This is a genomic window from Roseateles asaccharophilus, assembly GCF_004362405.1.
In the GTDB taxonomy this organism is placed as follows: domain Bacteria; phylum Pseudomonadota; class Gammaproteobacteria; order Burkholderiales; family Burkholderiaceae_C; genus Kinneretia; species Kinneretia asaccharophila.
Genome location: NZ_SNXE01000003.1, coordinates 229,650 through 248,482 on the forward strand (window position 1 = coordinate 229,650; position 18,833 = coordinate 248,482).

The window sequence follows — 18,833 nt, forward strand, 5'->3', positions numbered from 1 at the left end:
GCCATGCTTGCAGCCCCATGAGTGCCACTGGCTTTCTTGCCGAACCCGCGGTGCCGGCCCCGCTGCGCCAGCGGGCTCGCCGCGCCACCAGCGCCGAGCTGGCGGCCATCCCCTGGCTGGGCGTGCTGGACGCCAGCCAGCGCCAGCAGGCCATCGCCCAGCTGCAGGTGGCCGATGCCGAGGTGGGCGAGCGCGTCTGCCGCATCGGCAAGCCCGCCAGCTACTGGTTCGGCGTGGTGGACGGCCTGCTCAAGATGAGCAATGACGACAGCAGCGGCCAGGCCATCACCTTCACCGGCGTGCCGCCCGGCGGCTGGTTCGGCGAAGGCACCCTGCTCAAGCGCGAGGTCTACCGCTACAACATCCAGGTGCTGCGCAAGAGCGTGGTGGCCGGCCTGCCCCTGGACACCTTTCACCAGCTGCTGGAACAGAGCATCGGCTTCAACCGCTTTGTGCTCAACCAGCTCAACGAGCGCCTGGGCCAGTTCATCGCCGCGCGTGAGACCGACCGCATCGGCAACCCCGATGTGCGCGTGGCTCGCAATCTGGCCGCCCTCTTCCACCCCCTGCTCTACCCCGGCGTGGGCAGCCTGCTGCGCATCACCCAGCAGGAGCTGGCCTATCTGGTGGGCCTGTCGCGCCAGCGCGTGAACGAGGCGCTCAAGCGCCTGCAGCAGCAGCGCCTGATCAGCGTGGAGTACGGCGGCGTGCGGGTGCTGGATCTGCAGGGGCTGCGGCAGTACCAGTACCCATAAGACTCCGCCCGCGGGCGATGGCCCACATGCGCTGGCGCGGCTTGCGGCATTGAACTGCGCCCGGGACTTGGCAGGCTCCAGCCTGTAAACTACTGTACATCTATACAGCACCACGCCATGCCACCGGCGTGCCTCCCGCGCCCGGCCTGCCCCCATGTCCCTGCCTATCGCATCAGCCGCGTCCTGCGGCCCTGCCCCGGCTTGCTCCGCGGCCGCCAGCCTGCTCCAGGGCCCCCTGGGCCGGGCGCTGTGGCGCGGCTCGGAGCTGGCCGGCGGCCCGGCCAGCGCCTGGTCCAGCGGCTTTGCCGCGCTGGATGCCGTGCTGCCCGGCGGCGGCTGGCCGGCGCAGGCGCTCAGCGAAATCCTGCAACCCAGGCCCGGGGTCTGCGAATTCCGCCTGCTGGGCCCGGCCCTGGCACCGGCCCTGGCCGGCGGGCGCCCCCTCTTGCTGATCAACCCGCCCTTCACCCCCCATCTGCCCGGCCTGGCGGCCTGGGGCCTCGCGCCGCGCCAGCTGCTCTGGCTGGCGCCCGCCACACCGCTGCAAGCGCTCTGGGCCCTGGAGCAGGCGCTCAAGTCCAATGCGGCCGGCGCCCTGATGGCCTGGCTGCCCGAGGCCAGTCCCGAGCAGCTGCGCCGCCTGCAGGCCTGCGCCCTGGGCGCCCATGCGCCCTGCTTTGTGTTCCGCCCAGAGGCCGTGGCCACCCAGTCCTCGGCCGCACCGCTGCGCCTGCGGCTCAGGCCGCAGGCGAACTGGGAGCTGGAGCTGCATCTGCTCAAGCGCCGCGGTCCGGCCCTGGCGGCCCCGTTGCGCCTGCGCGCCGTGCCCCCGGCCCTGGAGCCCCTGCTCTCGCAGCGCCTGCTGCAGGACGAGCCGCTGCCGCTGGCCACGCCCACCCCCATCACCCTGACCGCCCCGGAGTCCCGCGATGTCCTCGCCGCACTGGCTCGCCCTGCTCGCCACGCCCAGGGACTTGGGGTCTGAGCCGGCCGCCGGCACCGGGCCGGCGGTGGCCAGCACGCGGGCGGCCCAGATGGCCCAGGCAGCCCAGGCGGCCGAGCAGGAGGCCGCCCTGCGCGCCCTGGGCTGGTGGGCGCTGCAGTTCACGCCGCGCGTCGCGCGGCTGGAGGAGGCCGTGGTGCTGGAGGTGGGCGCCAGCCTGCGCCTGTTCGGCGGCGCCCAGCGCCTGCACCGGCGCCTGTGGCGCGAGGCCCGGGCCCTGGGCCTGAGCGGCATGGCCTGGGCCCCCACCAGCCTGGGCGCCCTGGCCCTGGCCCGCGCCGGCCAGCACGAGGGCCTGGCCCGGCCCCTGGATGAGCTGCTGGACGCCCTGCCCCTGGCCTGCCTGAGCGCGGCCCAGGCCCACCACGCCATGCTGCTGCGCCTGGGCTGCCGGCGCCTGGGCCAGCTGCGCGCCCTGCCGCGCCGCGCCCTGGGTCGGCGCTTTGGCGACGGCCTGCTGCTGGCCCTGGACCGGGCCTACGGCCACAGCGCCGAGGCCCATGTCTGGCTGCAGCTGCCCGAACGCTTCGAGGCGCGGCTGGAGCTGCCTTTTCGCATCGAGCATGCCCCGGCCCTGCTGCACTACGCCGAGAGCCTGCTGCGCCAGCTCTGCGGCTGGCTGGCCGCGCGCCAGGCCGGCGTCAAGCGGCTCACCCTGAGCTGGCAGCACGACGCCATGCGCGGCCGCGATGTGGCCCTGGACGGCGCCCTGCAGCTGGGCACCGCCGAGCCCACGCGCGAGCCGCGCCATCTGAGCCGCCTGCTGGGCGAGCATCTGGCGCGCCTGGAGCTGGCCGCGCCGGTGGGCGAGCTGAGCCTGCGCGCCGACGAGATCATGCTCAAGCCCGAGCAGGCGGCCAGCCTGCTGCCCAGCGCGCCCGACGAGGCCACCGAAGCCCTGCCCCAGCTGCTGGAGCGGCTCTCGGTGCGCCTGGGGCCGGCCCAGGTGCGCGCCGGCCAGCTGCTGGAAGACCACCGCATGGAGCTGATGCAGCGCTGGCAGCCCTGGCCCGGCCCCGCCCGGCCGGCCGCCGCGCGGCCACCGCTCTACCCCCAGCCCGCCTGGCTGCTGGAGCCGCCGCTGCGCCTAGACGCGCCGCGCAGCCAGCCCCGCTATCTGGGCCAGCCCCTGCAGCTGCTGAGCCGGCCGCAGCGCGTGGAGGGCGGCTGGTGGGCCGGCCAGGCCGGCGGCCCGGGCCTGGTGCAGCGCGACTATGTGCTAGCGCAGAGCGCGCAGGCGGGGCTCCTGTGGATCTTCCAGCAGCGGCTTTCGGGCGAGGAGTCGGCCTGGTTTCTGCACGGCGTCTTCGCATGAACGACCGGGGGCACCGTGATTCCTGAGTACGCCGAGCTGCACTGCCTGAGCAATTTCAGCTTTCTGCGCGGCGCCTCCAATCCCGAGGAGCTGGTGGAGCGCGCCCACCGCCTGGGCTATGCGGGCCTGGCCCTCACCGATGAATGCTCGCTGGCCGGCGTGGTGCGGGCCTACGCCCAGCTCAAGCGCCTGCGCGAGGCCGAGGGCCCCGAGGCCGTCCTGCCCCGCCTGCTGATCGGGGCCGAATTCCTGGTGCGCGACGACGACACGGGCGAGCCGGACTTCAAGATCGTGGCCATCGCCCGCCATCTGGAGGGCTACGGCAATCTCTGCCAGTTCATCACCCGGCTGCGGCGTGAAAGCGCCAGCAAGGGCCAGTACCGGCTGCGGCGCTCCCAGCTGATGCCGGGGCGGCTGGCGGGCTGCCAGATCATCCTGCTGCCGCGCCGCGAGGCCAGCGAGGCCGAGCTGCTGGCCCCGGCCCTGTGGCTCTTGCGCCATCACCCGGGCCAGGCCTGGATCGGCGTAGAGCTGCTGCGCGAGCTGGGCGACGAGCTCTGGCTGCAGCGTCTGCGCGCGGTCTCCGAGGCCACCGCCCTGCCCCTGCTGGCCTGCGGCGATGTGCATATGCATGTGCGCTCGCGCAAGGCCCTGCAGGACGTGATGACGGCCACCCGCCTGGGCCGGCCGGTGCGCGACTGCGGCTTCGATCTGCAGCCCAATGCCGAGCGCCATCTGCGCAGCCGCCTGCGCCTGGCCCAGCTCTACCCGCCGGAGCTGCTGGCCCAGAGCCTGGTGCTGATGCAGAGCTGCAGCTTCTCATTGGACGAGATCAGGTACCAGTACCCCAGCGAGGTGGTGCCACCGGGCCAGACGCCCAGCAGCCATCTGCGCCGGCTGACCTATGCGGGCATGGCCAAGCGCTGGCCGGCCGGCGTGCCCGCGCCCTGGCGCGAGCGCATCGAGCATGAGCTGACCCTGATCGAGGAGCTGCGCTACGAGCATTACTTCCTGACCGTGGCCGATATCGTGGCCTACGCCCGCTCCATCGGCATCCTCTGCCAGGGCCGCGGCTCGGCGGCCAACAGCGTGGTCTGCTACTGCCTGCACATCACGGCCGTGGACCCGGGCCGCAGCACCCTGCTGTTCGAGCGCTTCATCAGCCGCGAGCGCAAGGAGCCGCCGGACATCGATGTGGACTTCGAGCATGAGCGCCGCGAGGAGGTGATCCAGTACCTCTACCGCAAATACGGCCGCGAGCGCGCCGCCCTGGCCGCCACCGTGATCAGCTACCGGCCCAAGAGCGCGATCCGCGATGTGGGCAAGGCCCTGGGGCTGGACGAGGCCCTGCTGGAGCGCCTGGCCCTGGATCACCATGGCTGGTCCGAGCAGTCCCTGCCCGATGCGCGCCTGCACCAGCTCTGCCAGGAGCTGGGCCTCGACGAAGAGGGTCAGGGCTTGCGCCAGCTGGTGCAGCTCTCGCGCCAGCTCATGGGCATGCCGCGCCACCTGAGCCAGCATGTGGGCGGCTTCGTGCTCACCCAGGGACCGCTGGACCGCCTGGTGCCCATCGAGAACGCGGCCATGGCGGACCGCACCGTGATCGAGTGGGACAAGGATGACCTGGACTCGGTCGGGCTGATGAAGGTGGATGTGCTGGCCCTGGGCATGCTGAGCTGCCTGAAGCGCTGCTTCGATTTCTACCGCCAATGGCGTGGCAAGGACTACGAGCTGGCCAGCATCCCCGAGGGCGACGTGCCGACCTACGACATGATCTGCAAGGCCGACACCGTGGGCGTGTTCCAGATCGAGAGCCGCGCCCAGATGTCCATGCTGCCGCGCCTGCAGCCGCGCAACTACTACGACCTGGTGGTCGAGGTGGCGATCGTGCGGCCCGGCCCCATCGAGGGCGGCATGGTCCACCCCTATCTGAAGAACCGCGCCGACCACCGCGCCGGCCGCACCATCGACTACCCCCAGGGTCTGAAGCCGGCGCTGGAGCGCACCTTCGGCGTGCCCATCTTCCAGGAGCAGGTGATGCAGGTGGCCATGATTGCCGCCAACTTCACGGCCGGCGAGGCCGACCAGCTGCGCCGCGCCATGGCGGCCTGGAAGCGGCCCGGCGATCTGCAGCAGTTCTACGACAAGATCGTCAGCAATATGCGCCGCAATGGCTACGCGGACGAGTACGCCGAGCGCATCTTCAAGCAGATCAAGGGCTTCGCCTCCTACGGCTTCCCCGAGAGCCATGCCGCCAGCTTCGCCCTGCTGACCTATGTGTCCTGCTACATCAAATGCCATGAGCCCGCGCTCTTTCTCTGCGCCCTGCTGAACTCCCAGCCCCTGGGCTTCTACACCCCCAGCCAGCTGGTGCAGGACGCGCGGCGCCACGGCGTGGAGGTGCGGCCGGCGGATGTGTGCCACAGCCTGGAAGAAAGCAGCCTGGAGCCGGCCCCGAGCAGCCACACCGGCCTGGCCGTGCGCCTGGGCCTGCACCTGGTCTCGGGCCTGGCGGCCGAGGCGGCCCGGCGCATCGTCGTGGCGCGTGCCGAGGCGCCCTTTGCCGATGCACAAGACCTGGCCCTGCGCGCCCGGCTCGAACAGCGCGAGATGCAGCAGCTGGCCGCGGCCGACGCGCTGCAGTCCCTGGCCGGCCACCGCCGCCAGCAGGTCTGGCAGGCCACGGCCTGGCAGCGCCTGCCGCCCCTGCTGCGCGAGGCCGGCGCCCACGAGGTGGAGGGCGAGGCCCAGCTGGCCCTGGAGGCCGCGCCCGAGGGCGAGGAGGTGCGCTGGGACTATGCGGCCACCGGCCTGAGCCTGCGCCGCCATCCCCTGGCCCTGCTGCGGCCCCAGCTGGCCGAGCGCGGGCTCAAGAGCTCGGCCGAGCTGGCCGACTGGCGCAGCGGCCGCAGCGCCCGCAGCTGCGGCATCGTCACCGTGCGCCAGCGCCCGCAGACGGCCAAGGGCACCCTCTTCATCTCGCTGGAAGACGAGCATGGCAGCGTGCAGGTCATCGTCTGGGCCGATGTCTATGCCAAGTACCGCTCCACCATCATCAGCGCGCGCCTGCTGGCCGTGCAGGGCCGCTGGCAGAAGCAGAACGGCGTGGCCCATCTGCTGGCCCAGCATTTCGAGGATCTGAGCCCCCTGCTGGGCGCCATCTTCACGCCCAGCCGCGATTTCCACTGAGGCACAAGCCGCGCCCAACGCCTTGGGGATGGTGCACGCCTCAGCGCGGCGCCTAGCATCGCCTCACCCCCACTGGCATTGGAGCCCGCGATGGACTACCCCGGCCGTGTGATCAAGCAGGGCGAGCAGGACGCCGCCCTGGTCAGGGCGCTCAAGCGCCAGCTCAATGAGGCCCTGGGCCTGCGCCCGGGCGGTGAGGGCCTGAAGCCCCTGGACGAGAGCAATCCCAATTTCGGGCCGGCCATGAAGCAGGCGGTGCGCCTCTTTCAGGCCCGCCATGTCGATGCCCAGGGCCGGCCGCTCAAGGCCGATGGCGAGATCGGTGCCATCACCTGGTCCGTGCTCTTTCGCCAGCAGGCCGCGGCCGCCACGCAGGCGAGCCGCGACGCCCTGCTGAGCAAGGTGCTGCAGATCGCCGCGGCCGAGTGCGAGCGCGGCGTGCGCGAGATCCCGCCCAACTCCAACCGCGGCCCCGATGTGGAGGGCTATCTGAAACGCGTTGGCCTGGGTGCTGGCTATCCCTGGTGCTGCGCCTTTGTGTACTGGTGCTTCGACGAGGCGGCCCAGGCCTTGCATCGCCCCAATCCCATGCTGCGCACCGCCGGCTGCCTGGCCCATTGGCAGGGTGCCACGGCCCGCGGCGCGCACCGCATCACCCGCGCCCAGGCCCTGGCCAGCCCGGACCTGATCCGGCCCGGCATGATCTTCATCATGGACTTCGGCGGGGGCGCCGGTCACACCGGCCTGGTCGAGCGCGTGGGTGGCGGCCTGATCGAGACCCTCGAGGGCAATACCGATGCCAGCAAGACCCGCGAGGGCGGCGGCGTCTACCGCCTCACGCGCAAGCTGCTGGACATCAACAAGGGCTTCATCGTCTACGACGGGCTCTGACAAGCGGCCGGTACGCAGCGTTATGCTCAACAGCACTCAAGACCTGCCCCCTGCACCGGCACGCCATGGAATTCCGACTGGTTTACGAAGGTCCCCTGCATGGCCAGGGCGCCAAGTCTCCCCACAAATGGGAGATACGTCGCGCCCTGCATCCACAGCTGCAGCGCCTGTGGCAGACCCAGCGACCGCTGCGCGAGCAGGCCGCGCATCTGCTGGCCCACCCGGCCCTGCCGGACCGGCCCTCCCTCATCATCGAGAAAGGGGGGCTGCTGTTCGCGCCCCTGGTCAGCCCCAAGCTCGATCTCTATGCCGAGATCTCGGTGCTGCTGCTGCGCCAGCAGCCGCGCGGCCAGCTGATCACCGATGGCGGCGATATCGACAACCGGCTCAAGACCCTGCTGGACGGGCTGCGCGTGCCCCACGGCTCGAACGAGGGCCGCAGCGAGCCGCCCGAGCCCGCCGACCCCAGCCCCTTCTTCTGCCTGCTGGAGGACGATGCCCTGGTCAGCAAAGTCACGGTGGAGTCCGACCAGTTGCTGCGCCCGGCCCCGCCCGACGAGGTGGTGGCCATCATCAGCATCCATGTCAAGAAGACCACGCTCACCCCGCTCAATATGGCGCTGTGAGCCCCGCATTCCCTAGGAGAACCCCATGAAGTCTGGTCTGCCCCGCCTCCTCACCCTGCTGGGCCTGCTGCAGCTCGCCGCCTGCGCCCAATCCCCGGGCGGCCCGGGCGCCCCAGCCGCCCAGCCCCCGGCGCCAACGACCCAGGTCGCGGCCGATCCGAAGCTGACGGCCCAAGCCCGGCCCTGGCGCCTGGTGGAGCTGATGGGCCAGCCCGTCAAGCCCGATGAACAGGGCCGCGTGCCCACCCTGATCTTCAGCGCCGATGGCGCCTCGGTGAGCGGCTTTGCGGGCTGCAACAGCTTCAGCGGCCAGGCCACCCTGGGCCAGGGTCCGCAACGCCTGCGCCTGGGGCCCCTGGCCGCCACGCTGCGGGCCTGCCCCGATATGGCGCTGGAACAGGCGTACCTGCGCATGCTGGACCAGGTGGACGGCTACTTCGCCGACGGGCGTCAGCTGCACCTGCACCGCGCCCGCATGGCGCCGCTGGCGCGTTTTGAGCAGAGCGGGCCTTGAGCGCTGAGGCCTTGTTCTCGGCCGGGCCGGGCCTGCATGCCCGCCCCTTCGCAGCGGATCAGGCGCCCAGGCTGCAGGCCTTCATGGCAGCCAATCCGGAGTACTGGCTGCGCGTGAGTGGCGCTCCGCCGGGCCCGCGGGAGGCCGAGGAGGAGCTCGCCAGTCGCCCGCCCCCCGAGCTGAGCTGGCGCGAGCATTTCAATCTGGGCCTGTGGCAGGAAGACGCCCGCACCGAGCCCCTGCTGCAAGGCTTTGTCATGCTGGACAGCGATCTGGTGCTGCCGGGCTGCTGGCATATCGCGCTCTTTCTGATGGCCACGTCCCTGCATGGCAGCGGGCTGGGCCAGCGCTGGTACGAGGCCCTGGAGGCCTGGGCCCGGCAACAAGGCGCGCAATGGCTGCGCCTAGGCGTGGTGCTGGGCAATACCCCGGCCGAACGCTTTTGGGTCCGGCAGGGCTTTGCGGAACTCAGGCAACGCCAGGGCGTGGTCGCGGGCGAGCGCCGCAACACGGTGCGCATCATGCTCAAACCGCTGGGACAGGCCGGAGCGGCCGACTATCTGGCCCGCGTGCCACGCGACCGCCCCGAATCGGGCTGAGGTGACACAGCAGGCGCAGCCAGCCCCTGGGCCAGATGGTCCACCAGGGCGCGCAGGCGCAGGGGCAGGAAACGCTGGCTGGGCAGCACCGCGTGCAGGGGCATGGGGCGGCCCACCCAGTCGGGCAGCACCTCCACCAGGGCGCCGCTGGCCAGGCTGTCGCGCACATCCAGCTCGCTCTTGTAGGTCAGGCCACGCCCCTCCAGCGCCCATTGATGGGCAATGCCGCCATCGTCCGCGCTGCGCTGGCCCTGCACCGCCACCACCAGGGGCGCGCCCTGGGGCGCGGCACGCGGCCAGAAGGCCCAGTCGCGCTCCAGCCGGTTGCCGATCTTGAAGCGTATGCACTCATGGCCGTCCAGCGCCTGCGGATGCCGCGGCCAGCCGCGGCGGCGCAGATAGTCGGGCGAGGCCACCAGCAGGCGGCGCCCGCTCCAGAGCTGGCGCGCCACCAGGGCCGAATCGGCCAGCTCGCCGTAGCGCAGGGCCAGGTCCACCTGGTCACGCACCACGTCCAGCAGGGAGTCGCCCACCTGCAGCTGCAGCTCCACGCCGGGATGGCGGGCCAGGAACTCGTCCAGCAGGGGCAGCAGCACCCGCCGCGTCAGATCGCTGGAGGCGCTCACGCGGATGCGCCCGCGCAAGCTCGCGGCCGCCGCGGCGCCAGCCCGCCCGGGCGCGGCGCCGCCCTCGCTGAGCTGGGCCACGCCTTCTTCGAGCAGCTCCAGCACGCGCTGGGCGTAGTCACGCAGCTGCTCGCCGGCCGGGGTGAGCCGCAGGGCCCGGGTGCTGCGCTCGGCCAGGCGCACGCCCAGCCGCGCCTCCAGGCGCTTGAGCAGGGCGCTGGCCGCGGCCGGGGTGATCTGCAGCTCGCGCGCCGCGGCGCTCAGGCTGCCGCCGCGGGCGCACTCCACCAGCAGGCGCAGCTCCTGGATATTTTCAATTTCCATTTGAAACTGATAGCGATTCAAGCGTCTTCATTGATTCTGCCCCAGCCCCCAAGATACGGCCATCGCGCCCAGTTCCGTGGCGCTTCCGGAGAAAGCATCAGCATGAAAGCCGTCGGTTACTTCAAGAGCCTGCCCATCAACGATCCCGAGTCCCTGCTGGACCTGGAACTGCCCACGCCCACGCCGGGCCCGCAGGACCTGCTGGTGGAAGTGAGCGCCATCGCCCTCAACCCGGTGGACACCAAGGTGCGCCAGCGCCGCGCCAGTGCCGATGGCCAGACCCCCGTGGTGCTGGGCTGGGACGCCGTGGGCGTGGTGCGCGCCCTGGGCTCAGCGGTGCGCGGCTTCGCCCTGGGCGACCGGGTCTGGTATGCGGGCGACATCACCCGCCCCGGCAGCAATGCCCAGTTCCAGGCGGTGGATCACCGCATCGTGGCCCGCGCCCCGGCCTCGCTCAGCGACGCCGAGGCCGCCGCCCTGCCCCTGACCGCCATCACCGCCTGGGAGCTGCTCTACGACCGCCTGCAGGTGCAGCAGCAGGCCGAGCGCCCGGTGAGCCTGCTGGTCACCGGCGCGGCCGGCGGCGTGGGCTCCATCCTCGTGCAGCTGGCCCGCCAGCTGCCGCATCTGACGATCATCGGCACGAGCTCCGAGCCCGAGGGTGCGGGTGGCGCCTGGCTGCGCGAGCTGGGCGCCCACCATGTGATCAGCCACCGCGAGCCCCTGGCGCCGCAGATCGCGCGCCTGCAAGCCGAGCAGGGCCTGCCGCCGCTGCGCTATGCCGCCAGCCTGACGCACACGCCGGCGCATTTCGCCGATCTGGTGGCCGCGCTGGAGCCGCAGGGCCGCCTGGGCCTGATCGATGACTTCGGCCCCGGCGATATCGATGTGATGGCGCTCAAGGGCAAGGCCCTGTCCCTGCACTGGGAGCTGATGTTCACCCGCTCCATGCACGGCACGCACGACATCGCCGAGCAGGGCCGGCTGCTGGCCGAGGTGGCGCGCCTAGTGGATGCCGGCCAGCTGCGCAGCACCCTGGCCGAAGTGATGGGCCCCATCAATGCCGCCACGCTCAAGCGCGCCCACGCCCAGCAGGAAAGCCAGCGCCAGCGCGGCAAGCTGGTGCTGCAGGGCTTCTGAGCGCGGCCGGCCTCAGCCGCCCAGCTGGGCCACCAGATCGCGGATCAGGTGGCCCGCGATGGAAAAGCGGGGCGGGATGCCCGGCAGGGCGTCGAGCGGGAACCATTGGGCGTCCTCGATCTCGCCGGCCTGGGGCACGATCTCGCCGCCAGCCCACTCGGCCGTGAAGGCCAGCATCAGGCTGTGCGGGAAGGGCCAGCTCTGGCTGCCGTAGTAGCGCAGGCCCTGCACGCGCAGCCCCACCTCCTCCAGCACCTCGCGGTGCATGCAGTCCTCCAGGGACTCGCCCGCTTCCACAAAGCCGGCCAGGGCGCTGTACATGCCCGGGGCAAAGCCCGGCGCCCGCGCCAGCAGCAGTTCGGGGCCGCGCGGGCTCGGGCGCCAGATCAGGCACATCATGGCCGGGCTCAGGCGCGGATAGGCCGTGTGGCCACAAGCCGGGCAGCGCCGCGAGCGCTCCTGCGCCTGGGCCTCGGTGGCCGTGCCGCACACGCCGCAGAAGCGGTGCGTCCTGTCCCACTCCAGCACCTGGGCCGCGCGGCCGGCCAGGGCCATCAGCGGCCCGGGCAGGCTCATCATCGCGGCGCGCAGGCCCTGGGCCTGCCAGCCCGGCGGCGCCTCGGCCAGGCGCAGGGCCCAACAGTCCAGGCCCTCCAGCCGGCCCAGATAGTGGCGGGCCTGCAGGCCGGGCTCGAAGTGCTGCAGCGCCAGCGGGGCCAGGCCTTGCTCGGGCAGCGCCTGCGGCAGCAGCAGCCGCCCCTCCACAAAGGCAAAACACCAGGCGCTGGCACTGGCGGACTGAGCATCGGGAACGATGGCGGCTTGGAAATCCATGCCGCCACTGTAGCCTCCGGGCCAGCACTGCGGCCAGTCCGCCCCCCCGCCGGCAAAGCCCTAAAACGGTGACATCTGGTTGCCTGGCGCACAAGTCGCGGGCAAGATGGCCCGCAGGTGATCGCCACTGCAGGCGCACCCAAGGGAGACAAAAAAATGCTGCTTGACGCCTTGTTCGCGCGCGTGCCGAGCGTGCGCGCCCGCCTGACCCTGCTCACCGCCCTGCTCTGCCTCTTGATGGCCCTGCTGGCCCTTGGGGGCGTGCTGCTGCTGTCCCAGGCCAACGAATCTTTGCGAACGGTGTACGACGACAGGGTCGTCCCCCTGCGCCAACTCAAGACCGTGTCGGACATGTATGCGGTGAACCTCGTGGACACCACCCACAAGGTGCGCATGGGCAGCCTGGACTGGGCCCAGGGCGCACGCCTGGTGGACCAAGCTGGCCAGAAGGTAGCGCAGGAATGGCGGGCCTACACCCAGACATTTCTGGTCCCGCAGGAACGCACGCTGGTCAGCGAGATCACGCCCTTGATGGCGCGTGCCGAAGCGCTGCGGCTGCGCCTGCTGGCCCTGATGCAGGCCCGTGACTTGGAGGGCCTGGAGGCACTGGCGCGCGAGCAGCTCTACGCCACCATCGACCCGCTAAGCGACAAGCTCAATGCCCTGGTCGAGGTGCAGCTACAGGTGGCGCAGCAGGAGTACGACAAGGGCCTGCGCCGCTACGAGCAGGCGCGCTGGAGCGCCCTGCTGGGCCTGGGCGCGGCCTGCCTGCTGGGCATAGGCCTGGCTGGGGTGATCACGCGCCGCATCCTGCGCTCCCTGGGCGCCGAGCCCAGCGCGGTGCGCGAGGTGGCCCAGGGCATTGCCCGTGGCGCCCTGAACCAGCGCTTGGCCGTGGCCCAGGGAGATCAGAGCAGCGTGATGGCCTTCATGCACAGCATGCAGCGCAGCCTGGCCAGGGTGGTGGGCGAGGTGCGCGCGAATGTGGACGAGCTGCACGCCGCCTCGGGTCAGATCGCCCAGGGCAATCTGGATCTGTCCAGCCGCACCGAGGAAACCGCCGCCACCACCCAGCGCGCCAGCGCGCGCCTGGACGAGGTGATGCAGCGCCTGCGCCAGCGCATCGTGCATGCGGGCGAGGCTCGCAGCCTGGCCGAGGCCGGCCAGGCGGTGGCGCGCCAGGCCGGTCAGGAGATGCAGGCCGCCATCGAAGCCATGCGTGGCATCGACGGCTCCACCCAGCGCATTACCGAGATCATCGGCGTGATCGACGGCATTGCCTTCCAGACCAATATCTTGGCCCTCAATGCCGCGGTGGAGGCCGCGCGCGCCGGCGAGAGCGGCCGCGGCTTCGCCGTGGTGGCGGCCGAGGTGCGGGCCCTGGCCCAGCGCTCGGCCAGCGCGGCGCGCGAGATCAAGGGCCTGATCAGTGAGGCGGCCACCCGCAGCGAGCAGGGCACGCAGCAGATCGAGGGCACCGGCCGCACCCTGGCCCGCATGGTGGACGAGATCCAGCGTCTGAGCAGCTTGATGGCGCGCCTGGACCAGAGCTCGGGCCAGGACAACGAAGACATTGCCGAGCTGCAGCTGCAGGTGCACGAGCTGGACCGCGTGGCCCAGCAGAACGCGGCCCTGGTGGAGGAGATGGCGGCCTCCAGCGAGCAGCTCAAGGACCAGGCCGGCCGCCTGGCCCAGGCGGTGCAGGTGTTCCAGGTCTGAGCGTCAGGCCGCCGCGGGCGGCACGGCGGTGCAGGGCTCAAAGCTGCGATGATGCGCGGCGCCCCGCCCCGCCCCGCCCTACCCATACCATGCAACTGCTAGGCCAGCCTCATCAGCTCAGCTGCCCGCAATGCGCTGCCCCCATGCAGCATCTGAGCCTGCCCGCCCACAGCGGGCGCAGTGTGCCCGTGGACCACTGCCCGCCCTGCCGCCTGGTCTGGTTTGACACCCTGGAGTCCGTGCAGCTCAACGGCCTGGGCTGGATTGCGTTGCTGCGTGAATTGCAGGAGCAGCCGGGAATGCCCGCGGCCACGGTGGCGACAGGCGCCACGGTGCTGGACTGTCCGCTCTGCCGTCGCCCCCTCAAGCCCGTGCAGAACCAGACGCGCTATGGCCGCTTCCCCGCGCTCGAATGCAGCGGCTGTGGCGGCCATCTGCACAGCCATGCCGGCGTGCTGGCCGAGCGCGGCCTGGTGCGCGCCGTGCTGCCGGCCGATCGCGGCGCGCTGGAGCGCGAGGGGCGCAGCCTTTGCTGCCTCAACTGCGGCGCCCCCGCACAGGGCGCGGAGACACAGTGCCGCTACTGCGAGAGCCCGCTGCTGGTGCTGGACCTGCCGCGTCTGACCCAGGCCTTGCGGCCCAGTCCGGGCCGCGATCCCGAGACCGGCGCGGCCCGAGCGGCCGCGGCCCTCTGGGCCTGGGCCTGCCATGGCTGCGGTGCCGCGCTGGACCCCGGCCGCCAGACGCACTGCGAGCGCTGCGGTCATGCGGTGCTGGCCCCCTCGCTGCTGGACCTGAATCCACTGCTGGACAAGCTGGAGGCGCAATGGCGCCACGACATCGCCTCCCGCCAGCCGGCCGCCACCGCACGCCCGACACGGCGCCCACGCGACTGGCGCGATACCGGCCTGGCGCGCTTGCTGCACCGGCTGCGGCCGGACGAGGACATGGGCAGCACGCAGGCCTGGCAGGCCGCGCTGGGGCTGGGCCTGCTGCTGCTCTGGTGGCTGTTCTTCTAGCCGCTCACTCGGCCGGCGCCACGGCTCAGAAGTGGATGCCGCGCATCATCTGCTGCAGGGCAATGGCCTCGGCCGAGAGCTGGGGGCGGCCGGCCTTGTCGCCACGCGCCGCCTCGCTGTCGGGGAACATGCGGAAGCTGGTGTTCATCACGATCTGGGCCACGCGCGGCAGCAGGGCATGCAGCAGCTGGCCCGTGATGCCCAGGCGGGTGGCAATGCGCACCGGCTTGGCGATGCAGGCCTGGGCGATCATGTCCGCCGCCTCCTCGGGCGCCAGGGTGGGCACATTGTTGTAGATCTGGGTGGGCGCGATCATGGGCGTGCGCACCAGGGGCATATTGATGGTGGTGAAGGTGATGCCCAGATCCGCGTACTCGCTGGAGGCGCAGCGCGTCCAGGCGTCCAGCGCCGCCTTGGAGGCCACATAGGCCGAGAAGCGCGGCGCATTGGTCAGCACGCCGATGCTGGAGATGTTCACCACATGGCCACGCTTCTTGGCCACCATGCCGGGCAGCAGGCCCATGGTCACGCGCAGGCAGCCGAAGTAGTTGAGCTGCATGGTGCGCTCGTAGTCGTGGAAGCGGTCGTAGCTGCTCTCGATGGCACGGCGGATGGAGCGGCCGGCGTTGTTGATCAGGAAGTCCACGCCGCCGAAGTTCTCGTTGATCCAGGCCACCATCTCGGCGCAGCTCTGCTCGTTGGCGATATCGGCCGAGTAGCTGTGGACCTGGGCCTTGGGGCCGGCATGCTCGCGGATCTCCTTGAGTGCGGCGGCCAGCTTGTCCTCGTCGCGGGCGCAGATCAGGGTGATGGCGCCGGCCTCGGCGAACTTCTTGGCGGCGGCCAGGCCAATGCCCGAGGAGCCGCCCGTCACCAGCACCACCTTGCCGGCCGTGGCGCCCTTGAGGCTGCGGTCGATGAAGAGGTCGGGGTCGAGATGGCGCTCCCAGTAGTCCCACAGACGCCAGGCATAGTCGTGCAGATTGGGGCAGCGTATGCCCGAGCCCTTGAGCGCCTTCTCGGTCTCGCGGCAGTCAAAGCGCGTGGGGTAGTTGATGAAGGTGAGCATCTCGTCCGGCAGGCCCAGATCCTTCATCACCGCATTGCGGATGCGACGCACCGGCGCCAGGGCCATCAGCCCCTTCTTCACGCTCTTGGGAATGAAGCCCAGCAAGGCCGCATTGACGAATAGGCCCATCTTGGGCGCGTGAGCGGCCTTGGAGAAGATGTCCAGCACGTCGCCCACGCGGTAGCCCACCGGGTCCACGATGTGGAAGCAGCCGCCGCTCTTGCGCTCCTGGTGGCTGATGTGCACCAAGGCGTCCACCACGAAATCCACCGGCACGATGTTGACCCGACCACCCTCCAGGCCCAGGGAGGGGATCCAGGGCGGCAGGATCTGGCGCAGGCGCTGGATGAGCTTGAAGAAGTAGTAGGGGCCGTCCACCTTCTCGGCCTCGCCGGTCTGCGAGTCGCCCACCACCATGGCCGGCCGGTAGACGGTCCAGGGCCGCTTGCATTCGCGGCGCACGATCTTCTCGCTCTCGTGCTTGGTCATGAAATAGGGGTGATCGAGGTTCTCGGCCTCGTCGAACATATCCTCGCGGAACACGCCCTCGTACAGACCCGCCGCCGCGATGGAGGAGACATGGTGCACATGTCCGGCGTCAATGGCCTGCGCAAACTCCACCAGGGCGCGCGTGCCCTCGATATTGGCCCGCACCTGGGCCTCCTCGGGTGCGGCCAGGTCGTAGATGGCGGCCAGATGGAAGACATGCTGGATCTGGCCCTTGAGCGCCTTGATCTGCTCGCTCGCCACGCCCAGGCGCTTGGCATCCAGATTGCCGTACACCGGAATCGCCCGGTTCTTGCTGACGCCCCAGAAGGCCAAGAGCTCGGGGAGCTTGTCCGCGCTCTCCTCGCGCAGCAAGAAGTACACCGTGCTGCCGCGTCGGGCCAAGAGCTTGGCCACCAATCGCTTGCCGATGAAGCCCGTCGCGCCGGTCACGAAATACTGCATGCCTCGTCTCCTGAATAGCAGTGAACACCCATGAAATCCTGGGTTTGGGCTCGATTCTTGTCCAGGGCCAAGAGCCCCAAGCTGCGCGCTTTCCCGGAGTCGTCGGTAGAGCACACTCACTAGGATTGCGCGTGGTTCTGCCACAGGACGGGCCTATAGTGGACCCAAGCACCGATTCCATCGACGACACAGAAGGACTGCACATCATGGTCAAGAAGCTTCAGAAGATGGCCGCCAAGAAAAAGGCCGCTGAGAGCACCGCCATCCCCGGCATTCCCGCCGGCCTGCTGGACAGCGCCATCGCCCAGTCGGTCAAGGATTCGGCGCAGCAGATCTGGGCCGCAGGCCTGGGCGCCTTCTCCAAGGCCCAGGGCGAGGGTGGCAAGGTCTTCGAGGCCCTGGTCAGCGAAGGCATGAAGCTGCAGAAGAAGACACAGAGCGCCGCCGAGGAACGCCTGTCCACGGTGACGGCCAAGATGAGCGGCATGGCCGGTGAGGTCGGCGCCAAGGCCGGCCAGCATTGGGACAAACTCGAGTCCATCTTTGAGGAGCGCGTGGCCAATGCGCTCAAGCGTCTGGGCGTGCCCACGGCCAAGGAGGTCGAAGTGCTGATCGCGCGCATCGATGCGCTGAGCGCGGCCATCCAGCCGCCCGCCAAGAAGGCCTCTGGCAAGAAGGCCGCGCCGACGAAGCTCGCCCCCAAGGCGACACCGAAGTCCGCCGCCAAGGCGGCGACCAAGCCGGCCGCCAAGAACGGGGCAGCGCCCGCCGCCAAGAAGTCGCCCGCGCCCCGCAAGGCCGCCAGCCCCGCCAAGAAGTCGGCCTCCGCCGCACCGGCAGCACCCGCCGTGGCCAAGAAGGCCGCGCCGGCCCGCAAGCGCAGCGCCGCGCCCAGCACACCGGCCGCCGCGGTCTGAGCACGCGGGGTCGGCTGATCCACGATGAGTTCCCAGCGTTCTCCGGCCAGGCCGCCGCGCATTGGCTTGGCCCTGGCCGGCGGCGGACCGCTGGGAGCCATCTACGAGATCGGCGCCCTGTGCGCGCTGGAGGACTCCATCGAGGGTCTGGACCTGCGCCGCTGCGAAAGCTTCATCGGCGTCAGCGCCGGTGGCTTCATTGCCGCCGGCCTGGCCAACGGCCTGAGCCCGCGTGAGCTCTGCGCCGCCTTCATCGAGAACAGCGGTCCGGAGCAGGACCGCTTCCATCCCGAGCTCATGCTGCGTCCGGCCTGGGAGGAATACGCCCAGCGCCTGCAGCAGCTGCCCAGCCTGCTGGGGCAAGCCCTGTTCCAGAGCCTGCTGCAAGGGCGCTCGGTGCTCGCCGCCTTTGAACGGCTGGGGCGCGCCCTGCCCACCGGTCTGCTCTCGGGCGAGGCCCTGGCCCGCCAGCTGCACGAGCTGTTCCAGCGTCCTGGCCGCAGCGATGACTTCCGCCAGCTGGGCAAGCGCCTGGTCCTGGTCGCGACCGATCTGGACAGCGGTGAGGCCGTGCCCTTCGGCATGCCGGGCCATGATCATGTGCCCATCTCGCGCGCGGTGCAGGCCAGTGCGGCCCTGCCGGGCCTGTTTCCGCCGGTGGACATCGACGGCCGGCACTATGTGGACGGCGCCCTCAAGAAGACCATCCATGCCTCGGTGCTGCTGGAGGAGGGGCTGGATCTGCTGATCTGCCTCAATCCCCTGGTGCCCTACGCCGCCGGCCATCAGCACTCCCGCATCCCGCGCCTGGTCGACGGCGGCCTGCCCCTGGTGCTGAGCCAGACCCTGCGCTCCCTGATCCATTCACGCCTGGAACTGGGGCTCAAGCGCTACACCCTGAGCCATCCGCAAACCGACATCCTGCTCTTCCAGCCCGACCCGCAGGATGCCGAGATGTTCATGGCCAACACCCTGAGCTACAGCCGGCGCCGCCATCTGGCCGAGCATGCCTTCCAGTCCACGCGACAGCATCTGCGCGCACGCAGCCCCAGCCTGGTGGCCCAGTTGGAGCGCCACGGTCTGCGCCTGCACGAGGGCCGGCTGCGCGACGACTCACGCCGCCTGGTCGGGCGCGCCGGCAGCCCCGCGGCCGCCCGCACCGAGGCGGCGCTGGGGCGCCTGCATGACTGTCTGGATCAGCTGGAAGAGCGACTCAAACCGTGACGTAGTTCACAGGCTGGCGCAATCGCCCCTGCTATCGCGGGGATGTCGACCGCCGCAGGCCTGCAGACAATGACAGCCATGCATCGCGCACCGTGCGACGCCTCACCATCCACCGGAA

At 70.8% G+C, this 18,833-nt stretch carries 16 protein-coding genes; 13 read left to right on the forward strand and 3 right to left on the reverse strand.

Going from position 1 to position 18,833, the window contains the following annotated elements:
• Nucleotides 1–17 precede the first annotated feature (17 nt).
• The 8 genes from DFR39_RS08910 to DFR39_RS08945 all read left to right on the forward strand — a co-directional run bounded on the left by DFR39_RS08910 (nt 18) and on the right by DFR39_RS08945 (nt 8,892).
• The gene (locus tag DFR39_RS08910; protein WP_133603202.1) at nt 18–755 is read left to right on the forward strand and encodes a Crp/Fnr family transcriptional regulator; all 738 of its coding nucleotides are present in this window, start codon (nt 18–20) and stop codon (nt 753–755) included.
• A gap of 154 nt (nt 756–909) precedes the next feature.
• Nucleotides 910–1,740 (forward strand): translesion DNA synthesis-associated protein ImuA, encoded by an 831-nt coding sequence (gene imuA / locus DFR39_RS08915; protein WP_133603203.1) that lies wholly within the window; start codon nt 910–912, stop codon nt 1,738–1,740.
• On the forward strand, nt 1,685–3,073 hold the full coding sequence (locus DFR39_RS08920) for a Y-family DNA polymerase (protein WP_246030757.1): 1,389 nt from the start codon (nt 1,685–1,687) through the stop codon (nt 3,071–3,073). Before imuA ends, DFR39_RS08920 begins: the two co-directional genes overlap by 56 nt.
• Before the next feature lie 15 nt (nt 3,074–3,088).
• Nucleotides 3,089–6,262: an error-prone DNA polymerase gene (locus DFR39_RS08925; RefSeq protein WP_133603204.1), complete on the forward strand. Its 3,174-nt coding sequence runs from the start codon at nt 3,089–3,091 to the stop codon at nt 6,260–6,262.
• A 90-nt stretch (nt 6,263–6,352) separates the two neighbouring features.
• Complete coding sequence (locus DFR39_RS08930) at nt 6,353–7,153, forward strand: CHAP domain-containing protein (protein ID WP_133603205.1); 801 nt, start codon at nt 6,353–6,355, stop codon at nt 7,151–7,153.
• A gap of 65 nt (nt 7,154–7,218) precedes the next feature.
• On the forward strand, nt 7,219–7,779 hold the full coding sequence (locus DFR39_RS08935; protein ID WP_133603206.1) for a hypothetical protein: 561 nt from the start codon (nt 7,219–7,221) through the stop codon (nt 7,777–7,779).
• A gap of 25 nt (nt 7,780–7,804) precedes the next feature.
• A complete protein-coding gene (locus tag DFR39_RS08940; protein ID WP_133603207.1) occupies nt 7,805–8,293 on the forward strand; it encodes an META domain-containing protein in 489 nt (162 codons plus the stop codon).
• Entirely contained in the window at nt 8,290–8,892 is a 603-nt protein-coding gene (locus DFR39_RS08945) for a GNAT family N-acetyltransferase (RefSeq protein WP_133603208.1), read from the forward strand. Before DFR39_RS08940 ends, DFR39_RS08945 begins: the two co-directional genes overlap by 4 nt.
• Here the strand turns inward: DFR39_RS08945 and DFR39_RS08950 are convergent.
• Nucleotides 8,850–9,842 carry a LysR family transcriptional regulator gene (locus DFR39_RS08950; RefSeq protein ID WP_133603209.1) on the reverse strand — a complete coding sequence of 331 codons (993 nt, stop codon included), beginning with the start codon at nt 9,840–9,842 and terminating at the stop codon, nt 8,850–8,852. The genes DFR39_RS08945 and DFR39_RS08950 overlap by 43 nt on opposite strands.
• Nucleotides 9,843–9,944: 102 nt before the next feature.
• Between DFR39_RS08950 and DFR39_RS08955 the strand changes: the two genes are divergently transcribed.
• Nucleotides 9,945–10,982 (forward strand): zinc-binding alcohol dehydrogenase family protein, encoded by a 1,038-nt coding sequence (locus DFR39_RS08955; RefSeq protein WP_133603210.1) that lies wholly within the window; start codon nt 9,945–9,947, stop codon nt 10,980–10,982.
• Between the two features lie 12 nt (nt 10,983–10,994).
• Here the strand turns inward: DFR39_RS08955 and nudC are convergent, their stop codons facing one another.
• Nucleotides 10,995–11,816 carry an NAD(+) diphosphatase gene (nudC, locus tag DFR39_RS08960; protein WP_133603211.1) on the reverse strand — a complete coding sequence of 274 codons (822 nt, stop codon included), beginning with the start codon at nt 11,814–11,816 and terminating at the stop codon, nt 10,995–10,997.
• A 156-nt stretch (nt 11,817–11,972) separates the two neighbouring features.
• On the opposite strand from nudC, the gene DFR39_RS08965 reads away from it, so the two are divergent.
• Both DFR39_RS08965 and DFR39_RS08970 read left to right on the forward strand, forming a co-directional pair.
• Entirely contained in the window at nt 11,973–13,535 is a 1,563-nt protein-coding gene (locus DFR39_RS08965; RefSeq protein ID WP_133603212.1) for a methyl-accepting chemotaxis protein, read from the forward strand.
• Between the two features lie 143 nt (nt 13,536–13,678).
• Nucleotides 13,679–14,554 carry a hypothetical protein gene (locus DFR39_RS08970; protein WP_162849468.1) on the forward strand — a complete coding sequence of 292 codons (876 nt, stop codon included), beginning with the start codon at nt 13,679–13,681 and terminating at the stop codon, nt 14,552–14,554.
• Nucleotides 14,555–14,579: 25 nt separating this feature from the next.
• Here the strand turns inward: DFR39_RS08970 and DFR39_RS08975 are convergent, their stop codons facing one another.
• A complete protein-coding gene (locus tag DFR39_RS08975; protein WP_133603214.1) occupies nt 14,580–16,574 on the reverse strand; it encodes an SDR family oxidoreductase in 1,995 nt (664 codons plus the stop codon).
• A gap of 206 nt (nt 16,575–16,780) precedes the next feature.
• Here DFR39_RS08975 and DFR39_RS08980 point away from each other — a divergent pair, with 206 nt between their 5' ends.
• Both DFR39_RS08980 and DFR39_RS08985 read left to right on the forward strand, forming a co-directional pair.
• Nucleotides 16,781–17,491: a phasin family protein gene (locus tag DFR39_RS08980; RefSeq protein ID WP_133603215.1), complete on the forward strand. Its 711-nt coding sequence runs from the start codon at nt 16,781–16,783 to the stop codon at nt 17,489–17,491.
• 24 nt (nt 17,492–17,515) lie between these two features.
• The gene (locus DFR39_RS08985; RefSeq protein WP_133603216.1) at nt 17,516–18,715 is read left to right on the forward strand and encodes a patatin-like phospholipase family protein; all 1,200 of its coding nucleotides are present in this window, start codon (nt 17,516–17,518) and stop codon (nt 18,713–18,715) included.
• The last annotated feature ends 118 nt before the right edge of the window (nt 18,716–18,833 follow it).